Here is a 22,003-nt window from a genome sequence, read left to right as displayed (position 1 = left end):
CCTTCTCCTTACAGCATGGCCCGACGCAAGTCGGCCAGCAGTTGCCCAAGATAGGTGGTGAAGCGCGCCGCAGCGGCGCCGTCGATCACGCGGTGGTCGTAGCTCAGCGACAGTGGCAGCATGAGCTTGGGCTGGAACGCCTTGCCATCCCACACGGGCTTTATTTCAGACTTCGACACGCCCAAAATGGCCACTTCTGGCGCATTGATAATCGGCGTGAACTTGGTGCCGCCAATGCCGCCCAGCGAGCTGATGGTGAAGCAGCCACCCTGCATCTGTTCCGGCTTCAGCTTGCCCTCACGCGCCAGCGCCGCTAGCTCTCCCATTTCCTTCGCGATCTGGGCCACGCCCTTCTGGTCGGCATCGCGCAGCACCGGCACCACCAACCCATTCGGGGTATCGGCGGCGAAGCCGATGTGGAAGTACTGCTTGAGGACGAGGTTGTCGCCGTCCAGCGAAGCATTGAAGGTCGGGAATTTCTGCAGCGCCGCCACGCAGGCCTTGATCAGGAAGGCCAGCATGGTCAGCTTGCCGGCCTTGCCGGCGGCGATGGCCTTGGCGTTTTCCTCGTTGAGGGCAACGCGCAGCGCCTCCAGCTCGGTGATGTCGGCATCGTCGTGCTGGGTGACGTGCGGGATCATCGCCCAGTTGCGCGCGAGGTTAGCGCCGGAAATCTTCTGGATGCGCGACAGCGGCTTGCTTTCTACCGTGCCGAACTTGGCGAAGTCCACCTTCGGCCACGGCAGCAGGTTGAGCCCGCCGCCCACGCCACCGGCAGCCGCCACTGGCGCTGCGCCACCTACCAGTGCAGCCTTCACAAAGTTTTGTACGTCTTCTTTGCTGATGCGGCCACCGCGCGCACTGCCGCTGACCTGCGCAAGATTGACCCCAAGCTCGCGCGCAAACAGGCGCACCGCCGGGCTGGCGTAAGGCACTTTAGCCGGGAGCACGGCATCGGCTTCAAACCGCATCGGCGGAATACCCACCTGGCCGGGCTCAGCTACCGGCGCCATCGCCGGAACAGGAGCACCGCTTTCCACCATCACCGGCGCAGGGGCTGCAACGGGTGCAGGCTTCGGTGCTTCAGGTGCAGGCTTGGGTGCTTTGGCCTTTGCTGCAGGCGCGGCAGCTTCTTCTGCCACTTCAATAATGGCCACCAGCGCACCTTCTTCCACGCTATCGCCCAGCTTCACCTTCAATTCTTTGATGACACCCGCAAACGGCGACGGCACTTCCATGGTCGCCTTATCCGACTCCATGGTGACAAGGCCCTGATCCTTGCTGACGGTATCGCCGGGCTTGACCAAGAGTTCAATGATCGGCACACCGCCGTGGCTACCAATATCGGGGACGCGCGCTTCTTTCAGCTCGGCCATGGCCGGAACTCCGCTGTTGTGGGTGAGATGGCTATTGTGCGCATACTTTTAGAGCAACTACAAACCGCGGCGCAGCATTTTCTCAATTTAACCCGGATGTTTATAATTTTGTTAAATTAAGCAATGGGATTTTAGAAAAACACCCGCGAAGACACTTGTTTTATCCCTGGTGTAATTAGTTATTTTGAGCAGATGCTATAAATTGCAGTGCCACACAAGATGCCTCGCTATCGCCAATGCGGTACCCTGACGCTCCGTTCTTTGATGACTGCTACCATGCCTTCGTTCGACATTATTTCTGAAGTGGACACCCACGAACTGACCAATGCCGTAGACCAAGCCAACCGCGAACTTTCCACCCGGTTTGACTTTAAGGGCGTGGACGCGAAGTTTGTGCGCGAAGACAGCGTGATTACCCAGTCGGCGCCTAGCGATTTTCAGCTGCAGCAAATGACCGACATCCTGCGCGCACGCTTGATTGCGCGAAAGATCGACGTGCGCTGCCTAGAGTTTGGCGATATCGAAACCAACCTCGCAGGTGCACGGCAAAAGGTGACGGTGAAGCAGGGTATTGAGCGCGAGCTGGCGAAAAAAATTCAAGGCGCGATTAAAGACGCCAAGCTGAAGGTGGATTCGCAGATCAACGGCGACAAGCTGCGCGTCACCGGCAAGAAGCGCGACGACCTACAGGCGGCGATGGCGCTGCTGCGTGGGCAGGAATTTGAGCTACCGCTGCAATTTGATAACTTCAGGGACTAAGCGCCGCCGCTAACAAGGCCTGCGCCTCAGTAAGCGAAGCCACGATACGGTGCCCCAGTGCGCGCGTGGGTGCATCGGGCACCAGCAGGTCGGGGATTTGAATTGGCGTCATGCCCGCCGCCAAGGCGGCACGCACACCGATGGGTGAATCTTCCAGCACCACGCAGCGCGTGGGTGCAACGCCTAAGGTTTGCGCGGCCAGCAGATAAATATCCGGCGCGGGCTTGGGCTGCGCCACATCGCTACTGGTGCACACCGCAGCAAAATGCGGCAATAGCCCCGCCGCTGCCAGCTTGCGCAGCGCCAGCGGGCGCTTGGTGGTGGTGCCTACCGCGCGCGGTATGGCGTTTTCATGCAGCCAACCGAGCAGGGCCACAATACCGGGCTTATGCGGCACCCCTGCTTCCACCACATCCATATACAGGGTGTGCGCGCGGTTAAATAACGCTTCGGCGGCCATAGGGCCCACGTGTTCGGCCAGCATCACGCGGCAAGCTTCGTTGCTATTGCCCACCATCGCCAACCACAGGCTGTGCGGCAAGACATGCCCCGCCTCTTCACCTGCCTGTGCCAAACAGCCGGTGAGCATGCGTTCGCTATCTAGCATCAGGCCATCCATATCAAATAACACGGCCTCGGGCTTGAACGGCAGCGGCGTTACGGACATGCAAACAACTCCACACGCTGCGCTGTGTCCAGCGCGCACCACTGCCCTTCCGGCAGCGCGCTCAAACCCAAGCCGCCCACGCGCTCACGATGCAATGCTTCAACGTGGTTGCCCGCCGCCGCAAACATGCGCCGCACTTGGTGGTAACGGCCTTCGTGCAGGGTGAGTCGCGCTGTACGCGCGCCCAGTACTTCAAGTTCAGCGGGCAGTAGAGGGGTCTTTTCGTTTTCGAGCAGCAGCGTGCCGCTGGCGAAGAGGCCAACTTCATCACCGCGCAGATCGTTGGCCAGCGTGGCCAGATACACCTTGGGCAACTTGGATTTTGGCGCAATGATTTTATGCAGCAGTTGACCATCGTCGGTGAGCAGCAACAGGCCGGAGGTGTCACGATCCAAGCGCCCCACGGTGGACAGTGCGGGGCTGCGCAGGCGGTAGCGCGGCGGCAAGAGATCAAATACCACACGCCCAGGGTCCTTGGTGGAACAGGTATAACCCACCGGCTTGTGCAGCATCAGCAGCAGGCCCGGCGGCGGGTCGAGCGGCTCGCCATCAACCATGACCTGCGCAGGACCTACCTGATCATCGGCGTACAGCACTTCGCCCTGAAGGTCGGTGATACGCCCTTCGCGAAACATCCATTGCACGTCTTTGCGGCTGCCGTAGCCGAGATTGGCGATATGCTTGACCAGCTTCATGCCTTCACCGCTTGCACAATTTTGAAACCACCACCCTGCGCAACACAGCTCACTTGGGCAAAACCCGTCGCCAATGCGTCTTCATAGGGAAGATGACGATTTGCCACCAGCCACAGCACGCCCTTGGGCTTTAACGCTTGCGCGGCAGCGGCAATAAACGCACGCCCAATATCCGGGCGCTCACCGCCGCCCAAGGCATGGAAAGGGGGATTACAGACGATTGCATCGAAGCGCCCGTCAACGCCTGCCGTCACGTCATGCCAATGCGTGCGCACGGTGACCTGCGCCAGCGCGAGATTGTGCTGCGCCAGTGCCAGCGCGCGCGCATCGGCCTCGTATAAATCCAGCGATGTCACCTTCGGGCAGCGCGCCAGCACCTGCTGCGCCAGATAGCCCCAACCCGCGCCGAAATCGGCCACCGCGCCAGTTAAATTGGCAGGCAGTGCTGCCACCAACATTTTTGAAGCAGCATCGACGCGATCCCACGCAAATACGCCCGGACGGCTCATAAAATGGCCGTTGGCGGCATCGTCCGTAACCACGCGGCGCGGCGCATCCAGCCCCTGCCACTGCGCGCCGAGCTCCGCATTCCACACGGCATGCGGCTGCGTCCAAAAAACGCGGCAATGGTACTTGCTGAGCGTCGTCACACTTCCGGCCAACTGCTTCAAATCTGCTTCGCGCGATTTTGCACCTTCATCATTGGCCACCGCGGCCACCACGATGCCGCCCGGTGCAAGCGCCGCGTAGGCCTTGGCGAACAGCGCGCGCGCCTCTTCACGCTGGCGCGGCGGCAAGACCAGCACCAACGGGAATGCAGCCGCAGGCAGTGCGTCTTCGTCCAATAACGCTGTACCTACCCGTTGCAAGGCAGTAGCGGCAGGGGCAAAAGGCTGAGTGGCCTGTATCCCGGCGGGCAACGCGCTGCTTGGACGCGCGCGCAAAAACAGCGCGGGCGGCTGCCACTGCAACAGTTGTTGTTGAAAGGGATGCAGCAGGGCATCCAGCGCTAGATCACGGTGATTTGAACTCATGCCTTCAGTTTACCGGCACTGACAACGGGTATCCTGTGTTCTTTCCATTGTTTGTTCACGACCATGACCGATCTCACCACGCCCCCCGACCGCCTTTGCAACGATCCGCGCAGCAAATTTTATGACGAAGCCTTGCTCGAACGCGGCATTGGCATCCGCTTCAACGGCACCGAGCGCACCAATGTGGAGGAATACTGCATCAGCGAAGGCTGGGTGCGCGTGCAGGCGGGCAAAGCGCTAGACCGCCGCGGCATGCCGATGACGCTGAAGATCAAAGGCAAGGTGGAAGCATGGTTCAAAGACGCTGAAGGCGAAACCGCAGCTGACTGAACACCTCCGAAAAGCTTCAAGGAACTCGGTTTAGCCCCCACACTCACAGCAAGGCATTCGTGGAGATGACGATGAAACTCAAACACTTCGCCCTATCTGCTGCACTCGCTCTTGCGACGGTTGGCTGTGCTTCAACAGGTACAGCTACCGGCATGCTCGCTCCCGACGCTCCGCGCGCACTGGCGGCGCAAGGCCCGGTAAGCGTGAGCTGGGGCGACCCAGCCAAGTTCACTGAAATTACCGGCAGCGGCAACCGCTTCGAGGCCGAACGGGGTGACTGGCTCAATAAGCTGGCCGTGTATCTGCGCGACCAGTCTGAAAAAGCCCTTCCCGCTGGCAACACACTGTCGCTCACCATCGTGGACATTAAGCGGGCTGGTCAATACGAGCCGTGGTACGGAATCGAGCGCCAAAATATCCGCATGATTCGCGACATCTACCCGCCACGGATGACGCTGAAATTTCGCGAACTGGACGCCCAAGGCAACGTAGTGGCCGAAGGCGAGCGCAGGCTCACCGATCCGGCATTCTTGCTAAACAGCACTCCACTCAATGACACCGACCCGCTGCGCTACGAAAAGCGCATGATCGACAGTTGGGTGCGTCGCGAATTTAATTCTCGGACGGCTGCACGCTAAGTGCTTGGCGGCCTTGCCTTGCGGCAACGACGTAGATCATCAACCCGATCAGCGTCGTTGCCACCCCCACATAGGCCACCGACGTCCAGCCGTATCCGGCGGTAATCGCCATGCCGCCAAGCCACGGTCCCAGCGCATTGGCGGTATTGAAGGCTGAGTGGTTCGACGCCGCTGCAAGCGTTTGTGCGTTACCCGCCACATCCATCAAATGCGACTGCAGCACCGGCACCAATGCGCCGAAGGTGCCGATCACCAATACCATCGGCAGCAGCGTACCGATCGACTGCGCCGCCCACGGGTACAGCAACAGAGCCCCCACCGCCCAAAGCATAATCAGCGCCACCGAGCGGAAGCCAAAGCGGTCAAACAACCAACCGCCCAGCAGCGAGGCGATCACGCTGCCAAGGCCAAACGCCACCAACCCCAGCGGCACATAAGACGCGCCAACACCGGCAACATGGGCCATGGTGGGCGGCAGATAGCTAAACACCGCAAACATCCCAGCAAACCCAATCGCGCCGATGCCCAGCGTGAGCCATACCGGCGCACGATTGAAGTCGTGCAGCTCTCTCCGCGCGTCGGTGCGCGGGGTGCCCATGCCCGGTGGCAGGCAAGCAGCGATCATCAGTACTGTGGCCAGCGCGATGCCCGCCACCAGCACAAAAGCAACACGCCAGCTCCATAACTGGCCCATCCACGTGGCCAGCGGGTTGCCCAGCAGCAGCGCCACCGACAGCCCAAGCATCACCTTACCCACCGCGCTGCCGCGCTGCGATGGCGGGCTGATATGCGCAGCCACTAACGCCGCCACGCCGAAATACGCGCCATGCGGCAGACCTGCAATGAAACGAAACACCATCATCCAGTGGTACGACGGCGCAAGCGCGCTCACCCCATTTGCCAACGCGTAAAACCCCATCAGCAGCAAAAGTAGGCGGCGGCGACGCATCTGCGCACCCAACACCGCCAACAACGGCGCACCCACCACCACGCCCAACGCATAAGCGCTCACTACATGCCCCACCTGCGGTTCGGTCACACCAAAACCGCGCGCGATTTCGCTGATGAGCCCCATCACCACAAACTCGCTGGTGCCAATGGCGAAACCACCCAATGCGAACGCAAACAGCACCCAGTTCACTTGTCGTGGGGTGAGCGGAGCATGAGGAATAGAGGAATTGATTGCGTGCGTCATCTACGTATTGTGCATTGCAGCATCGCACTCTGCCATGAACAGCTGCGATCGCGTCCATCTTCATCGCGGCTAATTGGGACTTTATCGCCCCTGCCAAGGTTTCATCGTAATCTCGTTTCCATCTCGGCACCCCGCAACTAGGCTCACGATCACCTTTTCTCACAACCAATGATCATGTTCAAACGCTTCTTCTTTCTTGTGCGTATCACCGCCGCGTGGGGGCTCGCCGTCCTGCTTGCAGTTGGTCTGTATTCGTCTGTGCCGCTGATTGGCAGCTTCGAACTACCCGCCGTGCTGTTTGGCTTTGGCACTATGGGCTTGGTGATTACTGGCGCATTTTCTCACCTACACCGCGTGAAGTTGATCGCCGGCCGCAGCGACACCGACACGCTCGACAACCGCCAGAAGCGAATCATCGAAATTCCTTTGGAAGCGGGCGAAGCGTTTGACGTGGTCGATGCCGCCGTGCGCGAATTGCCCGGCGTCAACGACGTACACAGTGCGCGCGACAGCTTGCAGATCAAAGCCAAGCTCACCCGTCCACAGCTATATGGTGAACCGTTGCTGCGGCGCTGGAACCCGCTGCTGTGGTTTGCCCCCGCATGCAACCAGCTTCTGGCCATCGTTACCCCCACCGGCGACAGCGGACGAGTGAGCCTCATTTGCGAACCTGAAAGCCCGGCGTGGAGCGATTGGTTTTTGGTGGATGACGGCACCAATTACGAAAATGCCGAAGCCATCGCGCGCGCCATTACGCGTCGCATCGGCGAACGCCGCCGCCAAGACCAAGACCGCGCAACGCAAACCGCCACCGAAAAAGAATTGACCGAAGCCAAGCTGCATCTACTGCACGCGCAGGTAGAACCGCATTTTCTTTACAATACGTTGGCCAGCGCTCAACTACTAACCCGCAGCGACCCCGCACGCGCCGAAGCGATGCTGGGCCATTTGATCCAATACCTGCGCCATTCATTGCCCAATGCGGAAGATGAAATGTCCACGCTCGGCACCGAACTAGAACGCGCCCTAGCCTATTTAGAAATTTTGAAAATCCGTATGGGTGACCGGCTCACCGTGCAGGTGGAGATTCCCGAAGCACTGCGCGCCACTCCGCTGCCCGCCATGATGCTACAGACCTTGGTGGAGAATGCGATCAAGCATGGGCTGGAACCGCGCACCCACGGCGGCACGGTGTGGATCCGCGCCCGCCGCGACGCCAACACCGTGGCAGTCACCGTGGCCGATGATGGCGAAGGATTTAATAGCAGCACCAGTGGCAGTGGCATTGGCTTGAAGAATGTACGCGAGCGACTGCGCCTGCGCTTCAACGGAGATGCTAACTTGGCCGTTGTTGCGAACTTCCCCACCGGCGTAGCCGCCACGGTTTCACTGCCTGCAGCAGGAACTGCTTTATGACGGACGCCCCCACCTGCCTTGTGGCTGAAGACGAAGTATTGCTGCGTCAGTCACTCGTTTCGGAGCTGCAGCGCGCTTGGCCTGCGCTGCGCATCGTTGCCGAATGCGAAGACGGTGCCAGCGCAGTCGAGGCCTTGGCCGAGCATCAACCCGATGTGGCATTCCTCGACATCCGTATGCCTGGCCTGAGCGGCCTTGAAGTGGCGGCGCTCGCGGTGGAAGCCAGCCCCTTGACGCAAATAGTGTTCGTCACCGCGTATGACCAATACGCACTAGACGCTTTCGAACACGGCGCGATCGACTATCTGCTTAAGCCCATTCAACCTGACCGGCTCGCTGCCACGCTTACCCGCATACAAACACGCGATGTCCGCCACCATGCCCCCATGCTCGCGGCGCTTTTGGAAAAGCTCAGCGCACGCCCCGCTGCAACGCAGGCGGCAGAACCGCTGACTTGGCTCACCGCCAGCACCGGCCGCGAAACTCAGCTGATCTTGATCGACGATGTCATTTATTTTCAGGCCGAACACAAATACACCACCGTGGTAACGGCCAATGGGGAAGCACTGCTTCGTAGTTCCTTGCGCGAATTGTTACCACGCCTAGACGGGCGCTGTTTCAAGCAAATTCATCGCAGCACAATTGTGAATCTGAAAGCTATCGCTGGCATCAGCCGCGATGACACCGGGCGCGGCACCGTACGCCTGAAGCAACGCAGCGAAACGCTCAGCGTCAGTCAACCGTTCATGCCCTTATTCAAACAGATGTAATTGATGAACTACCTCGTTCACGCATGGCTGGCACGTCAATCGGATGCAGCAATACTCGGCGCGCTATTGGGTGATTTCGTGCACGGCCCCAGCGCGTTGACCGACTGGCCACTGCCTATCCGCGCGGAAATCGTGCGGCATTGGCAGATCGACCGCTATACCGACAGCCACCCCGCTGTAGTGGCCGCACGCGCGATATTTGACCCCGCCGGCCTGCGCCGCTATGCAGGAATTGCGCTCGACGTGTATTTCGACCATTGCTTTGCGCGCGATTGGACGCGCTGGAACACGGCATCACTGGCTGATTTTAGCGCGCGTGTGTATCGCATTTTGCACAAGCACCGACACGCATTACCGCCGCGCCTTGCGGCCATCGCACCGCGCATGCAGGCGCACGATTGGCTGGGCTCTTATGTCCAGCGCGAGAGTGTGGATACCGCTGTGCGTGGCATTTCGACACGACTCTCGCGCAATGGTGACAAACTCATTGCTTGCCTCGATGTACTGCACACGCATGAAGAAGCGATGCAGGCGGCGTTCGAGACGTTTTTCCCGGAACTGGTGCAGGCGGCCGCAGCGATGCACCCCTCCTTTTGAGTATTAGCTGCAGCGGAACAGCTTCGGTTGCTGGCTCACGTAGCTGCGCACGCGTGCATAACCGCTGCTACGGCCGTAGCCAATGCCGAACTCGCGCCCCTCGCCCAAGTGCGACTGGTAACGGTTTTCGGCCACACTGCGCGGCAGGTTACGGCGTTCAACGAAGGTGCGGGTTGTTTGGGTTTGGACGTTCATAGTGTTCTCCTTACTTGGTGTGATTTGGTGTGTTGGTAATGTAGTACACCATCTCAATACACGCAATAGCCAAGAAGTCACACCTCCTCGTTTGTTGCCATTTGTTCAGCGAAACAATTACCAGCACCACTAGAACCGCACACGCAGCACGACCTTGTTGGACATACACAAATTGATTAACATTCACATAGATGTTTACAAAGAGGTCTCCATGCCCATCACCTCTGCCGATATCGTTCCTTTTAATAAGGTGCGCAGCGATTTGACCCGGCTAGCAGACGAAGTGCGCGCCGGGCATGAAAAGATCATCACCCGTAACGGTGAGAGCTATGTTGCGTTGGTGGATGCACGAAAGCTGGACTACTACCACCAACTTGAACGCGATAAACAAGCCCGTGCTGCGCTTCATCTTGGTGTATTGAACGACGCAATCTCCGGCCTACAAGACATTCGTGATGGCAAACCCAGCCTCTCCTTAGAGAGTGCACGCAAACGTTCACAGGCAAAACTCAACACAGCCATTGCCGCACGCAAAGCGCGGCCATAAAACATGAAAGTCACGCTTCGGAATGCCTACGAAATCAGGCTGGACGAAGCCGTGGCAAACCTGCTTGACCATGGTGCAGAACTTGCTGCGCAACGCTTACTCGATCAGGCCTACGTCACTGTGCCTGCGCTATTAGCTCAGTTCCCGCATATCGGCCGCAACTTCCTCGACCGCAACCCGAGTACACCCAGCGTACAAGCCGCATGGGATCAGGCCTGTGCACTTTTAGGTAACGACATTGAGCTACGCGAATACGTCTTTGAAGACTACCTCGTGCTCTATGCCGTTCACGGCACGCAGATTGAGTTATTGACACTACGCCACCATCGCCAAGCTGGCTTTCTGCTGCCGGAAGCCTAGTAGGCTCCGCCTCCTTCCGCTACCCTGCAAATGAACCCATTGCGGATAAGCCGAATGCTTTCATTGTCACAACGTATTGTCTGCCTTGCTCTAGTTTTGATGAGCTGCTCTAGCATCGCCGCGACTCCTACCGCCCGCGTACGCGTAACGTTTGACCGACAAGGTGAAACCAGTGCGCAGACGCAAGGCATGGCCGATGTTGCCGCGCAGCGCGCACTCACCGCCGACGACCCTGCACGCATCGCATCGATCAGCAAACTGGTCACCACCATCGGCGTGCTGCGGCTAGTGGAACAGGGCAAGCTAGACCTTGACGCTGACGTCTCCACGCTGCTGGGCTTTGCGCTGCGCAACCCCGCATTTCCCAATACGCCCATCACCTTGCGCATGCTGCTTTCGCACACCTCCAGCCTCACCGACAGCGCCGGTTACTGGAACGTACCGCTGGGCAGCAGCATTCACACCATCATCGACCAACCCGAGGCTTGGGACAGCCAGCACGCGCCCGGTACATTTTTTCGCTACACCAACCTCAACTTCCCACTGGTGGCGCAGTTGATGGAACGCGCCAGCGGCGAGCGTTTCGACCAACTGATGCGGCGCACAGTGTTGTTTCCGCTCAAGATCGATGCGTGCTTCAACTGGTCGGGCTGTAGCGATTCAGCGCTTGCGCATGCGGTAGTGCTGTACGACGAACACGGCGTAGCACAAAAAGATGACCTGCACGGCCAGCGCCCCGCGTGCATGGTGATCGCCGCCAGCGACGGCAATTGCAACCTGCGCCAATGGCAGCCGGGTGACAACGGCACCTTATTTTCACCGCAAGGCGGGCTGCGCATTTCCGCACGTGGGCTGGCGCGGATTGGCCGCATGCTGCTAAACAACGGCGAGCTAGATGGCGTGCGCGTGCTTAGCCCGGCCTCGGTTGAACTTTTGGCCACGCCGGTGTGGCGCTTTAACGGTGAAAACGGCGTGATTGGTGAAGAAGACGAACCCAACCGTGGCGGTTTTTTCTGCGCCTATGGCCTTGCCACCCAGCATCTTGCCCAAGGCGATGGCAAAGCCTGCCGCGATGATCTATTCGGTGATGGCCGTGCGCGCATGGGCCATAGTGGCAATGCCTATGGCCTGCTGTCGGGGTTATGGATCGACCGCAAAGCAGGCACCGGCGTGGCGTATTTCGCCACCGGCGTGGCCAATGACTCCAGCGGCGCACATTCCAACTTCAGCGCCACCGAAGAACAGGGCGCTGCAGGCTGGTAACGCTCAGCGTGCGTGCGCCCAGCTGGCGAGCAGCACGGCAGTCGCCGAGGCCACGTTGAGGCTTTCCACCGCGCCACTACCGGGAATGGATAGGCGCAGGTCGCAGGCGGCTGCAAGTTCACCAGACATCCCCGCCCCTTCCGCGCCCAGCACATAAATCAAACGCTCGGGCAGAGGCGTGGCAAACAGATCCGCGCCGCCGCGCACCACCGTAGCGGCCAATTGGAAACCGGCACTGCGTAATTGCGCGAAGCTATTGTCTTCGCGTCCCAGCCGCACAAATGGCAGCGACTCGGCCCCACCTTCGGCCACGCGTGCCGCTGCACCAGACAGTGCCAACGGGGAATGCTTCGGCAGCAAAATCGCGCTAACGCCAAAATGTGCGGCGCTGCGCAAGATCGCACCAAGGTTGTGCGGGTTGCCCACGCCATCCAGCCACAGCGCGCATTGCGGCCCGGCAGGAAGATCACGCAACCAGTTCGATAGCGCCAGAGGCTCGGCGCGCAGCACTTCGGCCACCACCCCTTCGTGGTGGCTGCTGGCGGCCAGCTTTTGCAGGTCGGCGTCTTCAACCACGCGGTAACCCACCTTGTTGGCCACGCACCATTTCAGCAAGGGCTGTAACTGCGGGATACGCGCTTCAGCCAAATACACTTTGCGAATAGCCTGCGGGCGCTTGGCAAACACCGCCTGCACGGCGTTCAAACCATACAGACGCAGCTCTACGTCACGCTGTGCGCGTGCGGGGTGAACAGGGGCTTCTGCCACTGGCGCTTCATGGCGCGGGGTGCGTGGGGTGCGCGGGGCACGTGATTTCCAAGGAGAATGACCGTCGTGCTCACGCATGTCCGCCTACCTGCGGGGTTTCCGCATCTAATGTGTCAAGTTTGTGCGCCAGCTCTTCCGGCGAACGCGTGTATTTTGCCAGCAAGGCATAGAACGCAGGCACAACAAACAGAGACAGCAAGGTAGAGAACGACACGCCAAACACCACCACCACACCGATCGTGGCACGGCTTGCCGCACCCGGGCCACCAAAAATCACCAGTGGCACCGCGCCCATTACGGTGGCAATGGAAGTCATCAAAATGGGGCGTAGGCGAATGGACGCCGCTTCCACGATGGCCTCGTGAATGGAGCGCCCTTCATCGCGCAGCTGGTTGGCAAACTCCACAATCAAGATACCGTTTTTAGCGGCAAGCCCCACCAACATCACAATGCCGATCTGCGAGAACAAATTCACCGTTCCGTGCGTAACCCACAGACCAATCAGCGCGCCCAGCACACCCAGCGGCACGGTCAGCATGATCACCAGCGGATGCAGGAAACTCTCAAACTGCGCGGCCAAGGCCAGATACACAATGAGCAGCGCCAACGCGAAGGTGATCAATACTTCGCTGCCCGACTGCTGCAGCTCGCGCGACTCGCCCTTCCAACTGATCTGCGCGTAATCGGGCAGGCTATCGCGTGCGGTTTGCTGCGCCCATGCCACCGCGTCACCCAGCGGATAGCCTTCCGCCAAGCGTGCGCTGAGGGTGATCGAACGCAGGCGGTTAAAGCGGTTCAACGTGCCGGGCTCGGCAATTTCTTTTAGCGTCACCAAATTCGATAACGGCACCAGTGCGCCGCCGCGCCCACGCACCTGCAGAGCATCCAGCGCGGCTACGGAGTCACGCCCCTTGCGTTCGGCCTGCAGCTTCACGTCGTACTCTTCGCCGTTATCCACAAAGGTAGTGACGCGGCGGCCGCCCATCATAGTTTCTAGCGCTTTACCAATTTCGGTGGCCGATACGCCAAGGTCGGCCGCGCGCGCACGGTCGATCACCACACGCATCTGCGGCCGGGTTTCTTTGTAGTCTGAATCTGGACCCACAAAGCCGGGGTTTTCCGCCATTTTGGCCAGCATGATGTCGCGCCAACCGGCCAGCTCTTTGTAATCTGGCCCACCCAAGACCAACTGGAACGGCTGCCCACGGCTGCGCACCAAGCCACCACCGGCCATGGTGCGTACTTTCACCCCGGTGAGGCCGGAGAATTTTTTCTCCAACTCTGCCGCCAGCTGTACCGTGCTTTGCTCGCGCTTATCCCAAGGCTGAAGAAAGATCATGGCGCGCCCGGTGTGCATTTCTTCGCTGGCACCCCAGCCACCAGGCACACGTGGGTTGGCGCGCAAAATAGATTTATCCGGCCCGGTTTCTTGCCCCAAAATGGCTTCCACCTTCTTCATCTGGCCCACGGTGTAGTCGTAACCCGCGCCTTCTGGGCCTTCCATCGACAGCATGAAGGAACCACGGTCTTCCGTGGGCGCCAGTTCGCTGGGCAGGGTTTTGAACAACACCACCAGCCCCACCACGGCCGCCAGCATGATCGACGCAAACAGCCATACACGGTGAATATGGCGATCCAGCACGCGGTGATAGGCCGTTGCCAAGCTATGAAAGCGCGCATTGAGCCATAGGCTCACGCGGTTTTCGCGCGCGGCCTGCGGGCCGCTGTGCGGGCGCAGCAGCTTTGAGGCCAGCATCGGCGTAAGCGTCAGTGCGACGAAGGCCGAAATCGCCACCGCCGAGGCCAAGGCCACCGACAACTCGCGGAACAGCCGCCCGGTATTGCCCTGCAAAAAACCCACCGGCAAGAAGACCGCCACCAACACCGCGGTAGTGGCCAACACCGCAAACGCCACCTGCTTGGTGCCGCGTTTGGCCGCCACCAAGGCAGGCTCGCCTAAATCGACACGGCGCTGGATGTTTTCCACCACCACGATGGCGTCGTCCACCACCAAGCCAATACACAGCACCAATGCTAATAGCGTGAGCAGGTTGATGGAAAAACCAAACGCATACAGCGCAATGAAGGATGCAATGACGCACACCGGCACCGTGACCGCTGGGATCATCGCCGCGCGCACACTGCCAAGGAACAACCAGATCACCACCAACACCAAGGCGATGGCTTCAAACAGGGTTTCATACACCCGCTCTACCGCCGCCGAAATAAACGTGGTGCTGTCATAAGCCACATAAATATCGGTGCCATTCGGCAAGGTGGGGCGAATGCGGTCGGCTTCGGCAATGGCTTCTTGCGCCACTTCCAAACTATTGGCAGTGGAGGTTTTGACGATGCCAATCCCCATCGCCGGTTCGCCGTTACTGTGGTAATACGCGCGCCGTTCGGTAGATTCCAGCGCTACCTTCGCCACATCCCCCAGCCGCACCACATAACCATCTGCGCCTTTGCCCAGCGGCATTTGTGCGAAGGCTTCGGCGCTGGTGTAGTCGCGTGCAACGCGCAAAATAAAATCGCGGTTGGTAGATTCAATACGGCCTGCGCCAAGCTCGACGTTTTCATTGCGCAGCGCGCTTTCTACATCGCCGGCAGTTAGCCCGCGCGCGGCAAGCTTATCGCCGTCTAACCACACACGCATGGCATAGCGCTGGCTGCCGCCCAAAAACACACGCGCCACACCTTGCAAGCTGGAGAACCGATCCACCAGATAGCGCTGCGCATAGTCCGACATCTGCATCTGGTCCATCGACGTGGAGCGCAGATTCAGCCAAATGATTGCGTCAGAATCGGCTTCCACCTTGCTGATTTCTGGCGGCTGGGCTTCCTCAGGCATACGGTCGGCCACACGGCTTACCGCGTTGCGCACGTCGTTGGCCGCCGCTTCAATATCACGCGAGGCGTAAAATTCAATACTGATGCGTGAGCTGCCGTTTTGGCTATTGGAATCAATCGTATTGATGCCTTCGATGCCCGCCAGTGCATCTTCTAGCGGCTTAGTCACTCGGGTTTCCACCACGCCCGCTGAGGCTCCGGGGTAGTCTACCGACACCGACACAATTGGCGGGTCAATCGCCGGAAGCTCGCGCAGGGTGAGCCGCAGAAACGACATGATGCCCAAGACAATCAGCAGCAGGCTCATCACCACGGCCAGCACTGGCCGCTTGATAGAAAGATCAGACAGCTTCATAGCGTTACTTCGCCGCGCTCTGGCCAGCAGGCGCAGCGCCGCCTGCGGCGATCTTCATGCCGGGCTGGAGCTTGCCGGTGCCTTCGGTCACGATGCGGTCCCCGGCGGCAATACCTTCGCTCACCATCACTAAGCCGGGGGTGCGCCCGCCCACCACGATATCGGCCTTCTCCACCGTGTCATCGGCTTTAACCTTCCAAATAAAGGTTTCACTGCCAATCTGCTGCACCGCCAGTTCCGGCACCACCAGCGCTTGGCGCACGCCGCGCACCAGTGCCACGTTGACCAGCATACCGGGTTTGAGCAGGTGCTTAGGGTTAGCAAAATCACCGCGCACTGTGGCGGCTCGGGTGGCGGCATCAAGCCGCGCCGCCACGGTATCTACTTGGCCGTCAAAACGCTGCGCGGGGTAAGCGCCCACGCTGCCGGTAATGGCCTGCCCCGCTGCCACGCCAGCCAACTCGGTTTCAGGCACGGGGAAATCGACATACACATGGGCGATATCGTCCAGCGTGGCAATTACCGTGCCCGGCGTTACCAACGCACCGGGGCTTACTTGGCGAATGCCCAGCACACCCGCAAACGGTGCGCGAATCACACGGTCGGATAAATTGGCCCGAATCTGTGCCACCTGCGCATTGGCGGAATCTAGCGTGGCCTTGGCCGAATCTAGCGTTGCCCGCGCAATTAGCTGCTGCTTGAGTAGCTGTTCTTGCCGCTGAAATTGCAGCTGTGCTTCTTTTTGCTGCGCCTGCGCCTGCGCCAGCAGCGCGTCCTGCTGCGACCCGCTCAGTGTCACCAGCGGTGCGCCTTTGGCCACCTCTTGCCCACTTTCAAAATGCACCTTGGCAACGGTCTCGCTCACCTTGGCGGTAACCGTCACCGCCTCGCGCGCCTTCACCGTTCCCAGCGCGCGCAGCGTGTCTTGCCAGTCTTGCGCGCGCACGATGGCCACTTCCACCGGCACCGGCCCGCTACTGCGCCCACCGCCTGCACCGGGACCAGTTTTGGCTTCCTTATTGCAAGCCGAAAGCCCAAACAACGCCAGCAAGGCGAAACAAAGCGGCAAAAAACGCGGAGCCATAATGAAACTCATTCAACGGGTTGCCGATTCTACCCGCCCAACAGCGGGCCCCACACGTGCCGTTGGTTTAGACGTTCATATACACAAACGCCGACACAAGGCCGGCGTTTGGTGACACGCTACCGCAAAAGCTCAACCTTCCCACTGCCCCAGCGCGGCTAGGCCGTTGGCTTTGGCGCGTTCAAACACTGTTTGCTGGGCTTTGGCGTAGTTGCCGGTCATATCAGCCGCCCACAGCTTCAGCGCCGCTTGCTGCATGGCGCGGCCATAGCTGAAGCTCAGCGGCCACGGGTTCGGGCCCATGCGGTTCATTGCATCCAGATGCGCGGTGGCATCGTGGTCGCTCTGGCCGCCAGACAAAAACACGATGCCCGGCAGAATGGCCGGCACCGCCGACTTCAGGCACATCAAGGTGGACTCGGCCACTTCCTCAACGCTGGCCTGCTCTTCGCAGTCTTTACCCGCCACCACCATAGAAGCCTTCAAAATGGTGCCTTCCAGCATCACGCTTTGGTTGTACAGCGCATCAAACAGCGAGCGCAGCACCACTTCGGTAACTTCATAGCAAGTGCCAATATCGTGATTACCGTCCATCAACACTTCCGGCTCAACCATCGGCACCAGCCCAGCCTCTTGGCATAGCGCAGCATAGCGGGCCAGTGCGTGGCTATTGGCCTCGATGCAGGTGCCGGAAGGGATGTCGTCACCGATATTGATCACCGCACGCCACTTAGCAAAACGCGCGCCCAGCTTGTAATACTCCTTCAGGCGATCACGCAGGCCATCAAGCCCTTCAGTGACCACCTCGCCCGGGAAACCGGCCAGCGGATGGGTGCCCTTATCCACCTTGATGCCGGGGATCATGCCATTGTCCAGCATGTATTTAGCAAACGGTACGCCACTCTTGGTGGACTGACGTAGGGTTTCGTCAAACAAAATTGCACCAGACAGGTACTGGTTCGCGTTTGGCGCGGTGAGCAGCAGCTCGCGGTAAGCGCGGCGGTTCTCTTCGGTGCACTCGATGCCCACACCGTCAAAGCGTTTCTTACAGGTAGAAGAAGACTCGTCGATTGCAATGATGCCCTTCCCCGGGGCAACCATGGCACGGGCGGTTTCTGCGAGTTGTTCAATGCTCATAGACAAAGGCTCAGCTGGCGAATGGAATTATCTGCGTAGTATAGCGGGGGCAGCGGTGCGCGGGCATGAGCCATGAATTGGGAAGAGGCCGCAGAACGGCAGATTCCAAATTGGACGGGCTCAGAATCCAAATCAGACGGAGCTATAATCCAGATTGGACGTGACTTGCAGGCCGGTTGGATGACTTGCGCATTCCACCGGGTAACAAGCTGGAAGCCCTGCACCGTGACCGCAAAGGCCAGCACAGCATTCGCATCAATGACCATGACACGTAAACTCAGCCCTATTCATCCTGGCGAAGTACTAAAACACGACTTCATGGAAGCGCTGGGCATCAGCAACTACCGGCTAGCAAAAGAGATTGCCGTTCCGGCGCAGCGTATTGGCGAGATTGTGGCCGGAAGGCGCGCCATCACTGCCGATACAGATTTGCGCCTATGCCGTTTCTTCGGCTTGTCCGACGGCTATTTTTTGCGTGGGCAAGCCCGGTTCGACATGGAAACCGCACGTGATGCTTTGGCCGCTACGCTGGCAAAAATTCATCCATTGAAAGCGGCGGCCTAACTCAAAAGCCCTCCAAAAACCCGGGCTTGCAAAATGCCTCACAGCACCTTTGATCGGCCAGCGGCATAACCCTGACAAGCCCATACCCCCCCCACAAACCCGACCCACCGCACACTTCGCAAACTTACGTCACCCTGTGACGCAAAGTGTCGTACACTTCCCCAGCCGACGGCAGGGGGAAGTGCTTCGCCAAAGGCAAAACAGGAATAAAGTCATGCTTTGCAGTTTTGGCATGGTTCCTGCTTTAATACACCTGCACGCACCACCGAGCCCGTTTCGGGACCGGTACCAACGGGCAACGCCGGTGCGTGAAACTCAAACCTAACCCTGGGGATACACCTATGAACAAGCAACAAGGCTTCACCCTGATCGAACTGATGATCGTCGTGGCGATCATTGCCATTCTGGCTGCCATTGCGCTGCCGGCCTACCAGAACTACACCATCAAGTCGGCCAACCGCGCCTGCTTGGCGGAAGCCAAGGCGTATGCCAACACCGTGCTGGCCGACATCAACGACAACCGCGCCCCGGCCGTGCCGAACATCAGCGCCTGCACCGGCACTACCGATGCCTCCGGCATGACTCTGGCCACCATTACCGACATCACCGCCACCGCCGCCGGCAACGGTGACGCAGCCGTGACCTGTGCGATGGCCACCGGTGGCACCTGCACCTACACGTCGGCTTCGGGCAACTAATTCTCGCCCGTTTCGCTCGTGCATCAAGAAGAGGGGCTTCGGCCCCTCTTTTTTGTCTAGACTACCGCGCCACCCACTACTGGCACACATCTTGCTACATCCTGTCAACACCAAGATACTTGACAGGCCACCTTCATGAAATCGCGCGCGCACGGCTTCACCCTCATTGAGCTGATGATCGTGGTGGCCATTATCGCCATCCTTGCCGCCATCGCCCTGCCCGCCTACCAGCAATACACCATCCGTGCCGCCAATCGCGCCTGCATGATGGAACTTAAGTCATACGCCCACACGGCTCTCGCAGGCATCAGCGACCCCACAGGTACTGTCCCAGCCCCCCACAATGGAGCCTGTTCTGGCACCACTGACGCCAGTGGCTTCAGTAATTTTAGCACCCCCATCACTGGCACCCCCCGTGCCCCAGGCACTGGCACCGTCACCTGCGACCTAACCAACGGCGCAGGCAACTGCACACATTCGCCATAAAGCAATCTGATCTTGTCCGCCCCCCCCACACACACCCGGGGAGCGCGGTAGCCCAACCAGCCAATGCCGTTATTGCCGGTCAGTGCAAGTATGTGCATGGCGGTGATTGGCTGTCTGGGGAAGCACTGATACAGGCGATCACCCCCCTCGGCAGACTTTGATCCATCCCCGGGAATTGCGCACTGTATCAATCATCATCTTTGGTAAAACGCTGGCGCATTTCATCTAAAATGGGCAGTCCCTGCCGATCGATACGCAGCAGGGTATAGCCCATTGCGCGCAACACATCGAGCAGCTCCCCTGCGGCCGCCATAGGCCAATTTCTACGTTTACGTTAAAGTTATGCCGTAAACCTTGAGAAACCCAACCAGATGAACACAGCTGCAGCCCCCAACTTGATGGGTATCACCGGTATTGCCCGCCGCCTTGTGCAAGACGGTGCGCTGGACGAAGCTGCCGCGCGCCGCGCCATGGAGCGCGCCACGGTGGAAAAAACCCCGCTTGCGGCGTACCTGCTTGACCACAAGCTCACCACCCCGGCTGCGCTGGCGGCGGCGAATTCGGTGGAGTTTGGCATGCCGCTGGTGGACGCGCTGGCCATTGACCCGGCGCAGTCGGCGGTTTCGTTGGTGAAAGAAGAGCTGCTGCGCAAGCACAACGTGCTGCCACTGTTCAAACGCGGCGGGCGCCTGTTTGTGGGCACCTCCGACCCCACCAACAACCAAGCACTGGAGGAGCTGAAGTTCCACACCAACTTGGCGGTTGAACCCATTTTGGTGGATGCCGAGCGCATTAAAAAGAGCCTCGACCAATGGTTGGAGGCCGCCGAGTCGTTTAATGACGAGCTGGACGATGCCGAAGGCTTGGAAGGGCTAGAGTCTAGCGCCGCTGGCGACGATGACTTCAGCAACGACACCGGCGTAGATGCCAACGGTGACGACAAGCCGGTGGTCAAGTTCGTTAACAAAGCCTTGGTGGACGCCATTCGCCGTGGCGCGTCGGACATTCACTTTGAACCTTACGAAACCGACTACCGGGTGCGCTACCGCATCGACGGTATTTTGAAGATTGCCAAAAAAGTGCCGGTGAAACTGCATTCCCGCATTGCCGCACGCATCAAGGTGATGGCGCAGCTGGACATTGCCGAAAAGCGCATCCCGCAAGACGGCCGTATCAAGCTGAACCTCAGCAAGTCCAAGCAGATCGACTTCCGTGTGAGCACCCTGCCCACGCTGTTTGGCGAAAAAATCGTGCTGCGTATCTTGGACGGCAGCGCCGCCAAGATGGGTATCGAAAAACTGGGCTACGAGCCAGAGCAGCAAAAGCTCTTTCTCGACTCCATCCACAAACCTTACGGCATGGTGCTGGTCACCGGCCCCACCGGCTCGGGTAAAACCGTGAGCCTGTACACCGCGCTTGGCATCTTGAACGATGAAACCCGCAATATCAGCACGGTGGAAGACCCGGTGGAAATCCGCCTGCCCGGCGTTAACCAGGTGCAGCAAAACGCCAAACGCGGGATGACCTTCGCCGCCGCCTTGCGCAGCTTCCTGCGCCAAGACCCGGACGTGATCATGGTGGGCGAAATCCGCGACCTTGAAACCGCCGAAATTGCAGTGAAAGCCGCGCAAACCGGCCATATGGTGCTGTCTACTCTACACACCAACGATGCCCCACAAACCATCGCGCGCATGATGAACATGGGCATTGCCCCCTACAACATCACCAGCTCGGTCAACCTGGTGATCGCCCAGCGCTTGGTGCGCCGCCTGCACGACTGCAAGCGCCCGCAGCACCTGCCGGAGCACGCCTTATTGGCCGAAGGCTTCACCGCCGATGAGATCCACGAGGGCATTACTGTGTATGAAGCGGTGGGCTGCCAAGACTGTACCGGCGGCTACAAGGGCCGCGCGGGCATCTATCAGGTCATGCCCATGACCGAAGAAATTCAGCAAATCGTGCTGGCCGGTGGTAATGTGCAGGAATTGACCGAGGCCTCCCTGCGCAGCGGCGTCCGCGATTTGCGGCGCTCCGCGTTGGATAAGGTGAAACAGGGGATCACCAGCCTCATTGAAATCAACCGTGTTACTAAAGACTAAAAGAGACTGAAGGGGATCGTCATGTCTGCACGCCGAGCAGCGGTTACCAAGGCCAAGGAACGCGCCGATGCGCGCCGCCTCAACCCGTTGGAAGAATTTGTCTGGCAGGGCCGCGACAAA

General features: G+C 59.5%; 24 protein-coding genes and 1 pseudogene. 14 read left to right on the top strand and 11 right to left on the bottom strand.

The window, feature by feature from the left end; genetic code table 11:
* Positions 1-8: 8 nt before the first annotated feature.
* A complete protein-coding gene (gene aceF, locus KUL77_RS04415; protein WP_297144054.1) occupies positions 9-1,376 on the bottom strand; it encodes a dihydrolipoyllysine-residue acetyltransferase in 1,368 nt (455 codons plus the stop codon).
* Positions 1,377-1,652: 276 nt separating this feature from the next.
* On the opposite strand from aceF, the gene KUL77_RS04410 reads away from it, so the two are divergent.
* The gene (locus tag KUL77_RS04410) at positions 1,653-2,135 is read left to right on the top strand and encodes a YajQ family cyclic di-GMP-binding protein (protein WP_297144052.1); all 483 of its coding nucleotides are present in this window, start codon (positions 1,653-1,655) and stop codon (positions 2,133-2,135) included.
* Here KUL77_RS04410 and KUL77_RS04405 read toward each other — a convergent pair.
* The 3 genes from KUL77_RS04405 to KUL77_RS04395 are packed head-to-tail and all read right to left on the bottom strand — an operon-like array spanning position 2,125 to position 4,531.
* Positions 2,125-2,802 (bottom strand): HAD family phosphatase, encoded by a 678-nt coding sequence (locus tag KUL77_RS04405; protein ID WP_297144050.1) that lies wholly within the window; start codon positions 2,800-2,802, stop codon positions 2,125-2,127. The two genes, KUL77_RS04410 and KUL77_RS04405, sit on opposite strands and share 11 nt — an antisense overlap.
* Positions 2,793-3,497: a 16S rRNA pseudouridine(516) synthase gene (locus KUL77_RS04400; protein WP_297144049.1), complete on the bottom strand. Its 705-nt coding sequence runs from the start codon at positions 3,495-3,497 to the stop codon at positions 2,793-2,795. The genes KUL77_RS04405 and KUL77_RS04400 overlap by 10 nt, the downstream gene beginning before the upstream one ends.
* The gene (locus tag KUL77_RS04395) at positions 3,494-4,531 is read right to left on the bottom strand and encodes a class I SAM-dependent methyltransferase (protein ID WP_297144047.1); all 1,038 of its coding nucleotides are present in this window, start codon (positions 4,529-4,531) and stop codon (positions 3,494-3,496) included. The genes KUL77_RS04400 and KUL77_RS04395 overlap by 4 nt, the downstream gene beginning before the upstream one ends.
* Before the next feature lie 63 nt (positions 4,532-4,594).
* Between KUL77_RS04395 and KUL77_RS04390 the strand changes: the two genes are divergently transcribed.
* Together KUL77_RS04390 and KUL77_RS04385 are read left to right on the top strand one after the other, a co-directional pair.
* Positions 4,595-4,861 (top strand): DUF3297 family protein, encoded by a 267-nt coding sequence (locus tag KUL77_RS04390; protein WP_297144045.1) that lies wholly within the window; start codon positions 4,595-4,597, stop codon positions 4,859-4,861.
* A 71-nt stretch (positions 4,862-4,932) separates the two neighbouring features.
* Positions 4,933-5,499, top strand: coding sequence for a DUF3016 domain-containing protein (locus KUL77_RS04385; RefSeq protein ID WP_297144043.1), 567 nt, complete (start codon positions 4,933-4,935; stop codon positions 5,497-5,499).
* Here KUL77_RS04385 and KUL77_RS04380 read toward each other — a convergent pair.
* Positions 5,474-6,694: an MFS transporter gene (locus tag KUL77_RS04380; RefSeq protein WP_297144040.1), complete on the bottom strand. Its 1,221-nt coding sequence runs from the start codon at positions 6,692-6,694 to the stop codon at positions 5,474-5,476. The genes KUL77_RS04385 and KUL77_RS04380 overlap by 26 nt on opposite strands.
* 174 nt (positions 6,695-6,868) lie before the next feature.
* Here KUL77_RS04380 and KUL77_RS04375 point away from each other — a divergent pair, with 174 nt between their 5' ends.
* Genes KUL77_RS04375 through KUL77_RS04365 form a run of 3 tightly spaced genes read left to right on the top strand, consistent with a single transcriptional unit; the run spans position 6,869 to position 9,477 of the window.
* A complete protein-coding gene (locus KUL77_RS04375; protein WP_297144038.1) occupies positions 6,869-8,110 on the top strand; it encodes a histidine kinase in 1,242 nt (413 codons plus the stop codon).
* Positions 8,107-8,880: a LytTR family DNA-binding domain-containing protein gene (locus tag KUL77_RS04370; RefSeq protein ID WP_297144036.1), complete on the top strand. Its 774-nt coding sequence runs from the start codon at positions 8,107-8,109 to the stop codon at positions 8,878-8,880. The genes KUL77_RS04375 and KUL77_RS04370 overlap by 4 nt, the downstream gene beginning before the upstream one ends.
* Before the next feature lie 3 nt (positions 8,881-8,883).
* Positions 8,884-9,477 (top strand): ACP phosphodiesterase, encoded by a 594-nt coding sequence (locus KUL77_RS04365; protein WP_297144034.1) that lies wholly within the window; start codon positions 8,884-8,886, stop codon positions 9,475-9,477.
* 3 nt (positions 9,478-9,480) lie between these two features.
* Here the strand turns inward: KUL77_RS04365 and KUL77_RS04360 are convergent, their stop codons facing one another.
* On the bottom strand, positions 9,481-9,672 hold the full coding sequence (locus KUL77_RS04360) for a hypothetical protein (protein ID WP_297144032.1): 192 nt from the start codon (positions 9,670-9,672) through the stop codon (positions 9,481-9,483).
* A 211-nt stretch (positions 9,673-9,883) separates the two neighbouring features.
* On the opposite strand from KUL77_RS04360, the gene KUL77_RS04355 reads away from it, so the two are divergent.
* The 3 genes from KUL77_RS04355 (at position 9,884) to KUL77_RS04345 (ending at position 11,842) form a co-directional block, all read left to right on the top strand.
* Complete coding sequence (locus KUL77_RS04355) at positions 9,884-10,219, top strand: type II toxin-antitoxin system Phd/YefM family antitoxin (protein WP_297144030.1); 336 nt, start codon at positions 9,884-9,886, stop codon at positions 10,217-10,219.
* A 3-nt stretch (positions 10,220-10,222) separates the two neighbouring features.
* Positions 10,223-10,579, top strand: a complete 357-nt coding sequence (locus tag KUL77_RS04350) for a type II toxin-antitoxin system RelE/ParE family toxin (RefSeq protein ID WP_297144028.1) — start codon at positions 10,223-10,225, stop codon at positions 10,577-10,579.
* Between the two features lie 99 nt (positions 10,580-10,678).
* Positions 10,679-11,842 carry a serine hydrolase domain-containing protein gene (locus KUL77_RS04345; RefSeq protein ID WP_297144026.1) on the top strand — a complete coding sequence of 388 codons (1,164 nt, stop codon included), beginning with the start codon at positions 10,679-10,681 and terminating at the stop codon, positions 11,840-11,842.
* Between the two features lie 3 nt (positions 11,843-11,845).
* On the opposite strand, the gene KUL77_RS04340 is transcribed toward KUL77_RS04345, so the two are convergent.
* From KUL77_RS04340 to KUL77_RS04325, 4 genes are all read right to left on the bottom strand, one after another.
* On the bottom strand, positions 11,846-12,688 hold the full coding sequence (locus tag KUL77_RS04340) for a TrmH family RNA methyltransferase (RefSeq protein WP_297144025.1): 843 nt from the start codon (positions 12,686-12,688) through the stop codon (positions 11,846-11,848).
* Positions 12,681-15,815: an efflux RND transporter permease subunit gene (locus KUL77_RS04335; protein WP_297144023.1), complete on the bottom strand. Its 3,135-nt coding sequence runs from the start codon at positions 15,813-15,815 to the stop codon at positions 12,681-12,683. Before KUL77_RS04335 ends, KUL77_RS04340 begins: the two co-directional genes overlap by 8 nt.
* Positions 15,816-15,819: 4 nt before the next feature.
* On the bottom strand, positions 15,820-16,899 hold the full coding sequence (locus tag KUL77_RS04330) for an efflux RND transporter periplasmic adaptor subunit (protein WP_297144021.1): 1,080 nt from the start codon (positions 16,897-16,899) through the stop codon (positions 15,820-15,822).
* A gap of 132 nt (positions 16,900-17,031) precedes the next feature.
* Positions 17,032-18,036: a class I fructose-bisphosphate aldolase gene (locus KUL77_RS04325; protein WP_297144019.1), complete on the bottom strand. Its 1,005-nt coding sequence runs from the start codon at positions 18,034-18,036 to the stop codon at positions 17,032-17,034.
* A gap of 176 nt (positions 18,037-18,212) precedes the next feature.
* Between KUL77_RS04325 and KUL77_RS04320 the strand changes: the two are divergent.
* The 4 genes and pseudogenes from KUL77_RS04320 to KUL77_RS04305 all read left to right on the top strand — a co-directional run.
* Positions 18,213-18,299, top strand: a pseudogene (locus tag KUL77_RS04320) (type II toxin-antitoxin system RelE/ParE family toxin); the annotation flags it as partial.
* A 1-nt stretch (position 18,300) separates the two neighbouring features.
* Positions 18,301-18,600, top strand: a complete 300-nt coding sequence (locus KUL77_RS04315) for a HigA family addiction module antitoxin (protein WP_297144017.1) — start codon at positions 18,301-18,303, stop codon at positions 18,598-18,600.
* Between the two features lie 341 nt (positions 18,601-18,941).
* Entirely contained in the window at positions 18,942-19,298 is a 357-nt protein-coding gene (locus KUL77_RS04310; RefSeq protein WP_297144015.1) for a prepilin-type N-terminal cleavage/methylation domain-containing protein, read from the top strand.
* Between the two features lie 135 nt (positions 19,299-19,433).
* Positions 19,434-19,784 (top strand): prepilin-type N-terminal cleavage/methylation domain-containing protein, encoded by a 351-nt coding sequence (locus tag KUL77_RS04305; protein ID WP_297144013.1) that lies wholly within the window; start codon positions 19,434-19,436, stop codon positions 19,782-19,784.
* A 187-nt stretch (positions 19,785-19,971) separates the two neighbouring features.
* Here KUL77_RS04305 and KUL77_RS04300 read toward each other — a convergent pair whose 3' ends face one another.
* The gene (locus KUL77_RS04300; protein WP_297144011.1) at positions 19,972-20,097 is read right to left on the bottom strand and encodes a hypothetical protein; all 126 of its coding nucleotides are present in this window, start codon (positions 20,095-20,097) and stop codon (positions 19,972-19,974) included.
* 58 nt (positions 20,098-20,155) lie between these two features.
* On the opposite strand from KUL77_RS04300, the gene pilB reads away from it, so the two are divergent.
* Positions 20,156-21,883, top strand: coding sequence for a type IV-A pilus assembly ATPase PilB (gene pilB, locus KUL77_RS04295; protein WP_297144009.1), 1,728 nt, complete (start codon positions 20,156-20,158; stop codon positions 21,881-21,883).
* Positions 21,884-22,003 lie beyond the last annotated feature (120 nt).

Source organism: Thermomonas sp., from assembly GCF_019104945.1.
Classification (GTDB): Bacteria; Pseudomonadota; Gammaproteobacteria; order Xanthomonadales; family Xanthomonadaceae; genus Thermomonas.
This window is presented reverse-complemented; position numbering and strand designations above follow the sequence as displayed.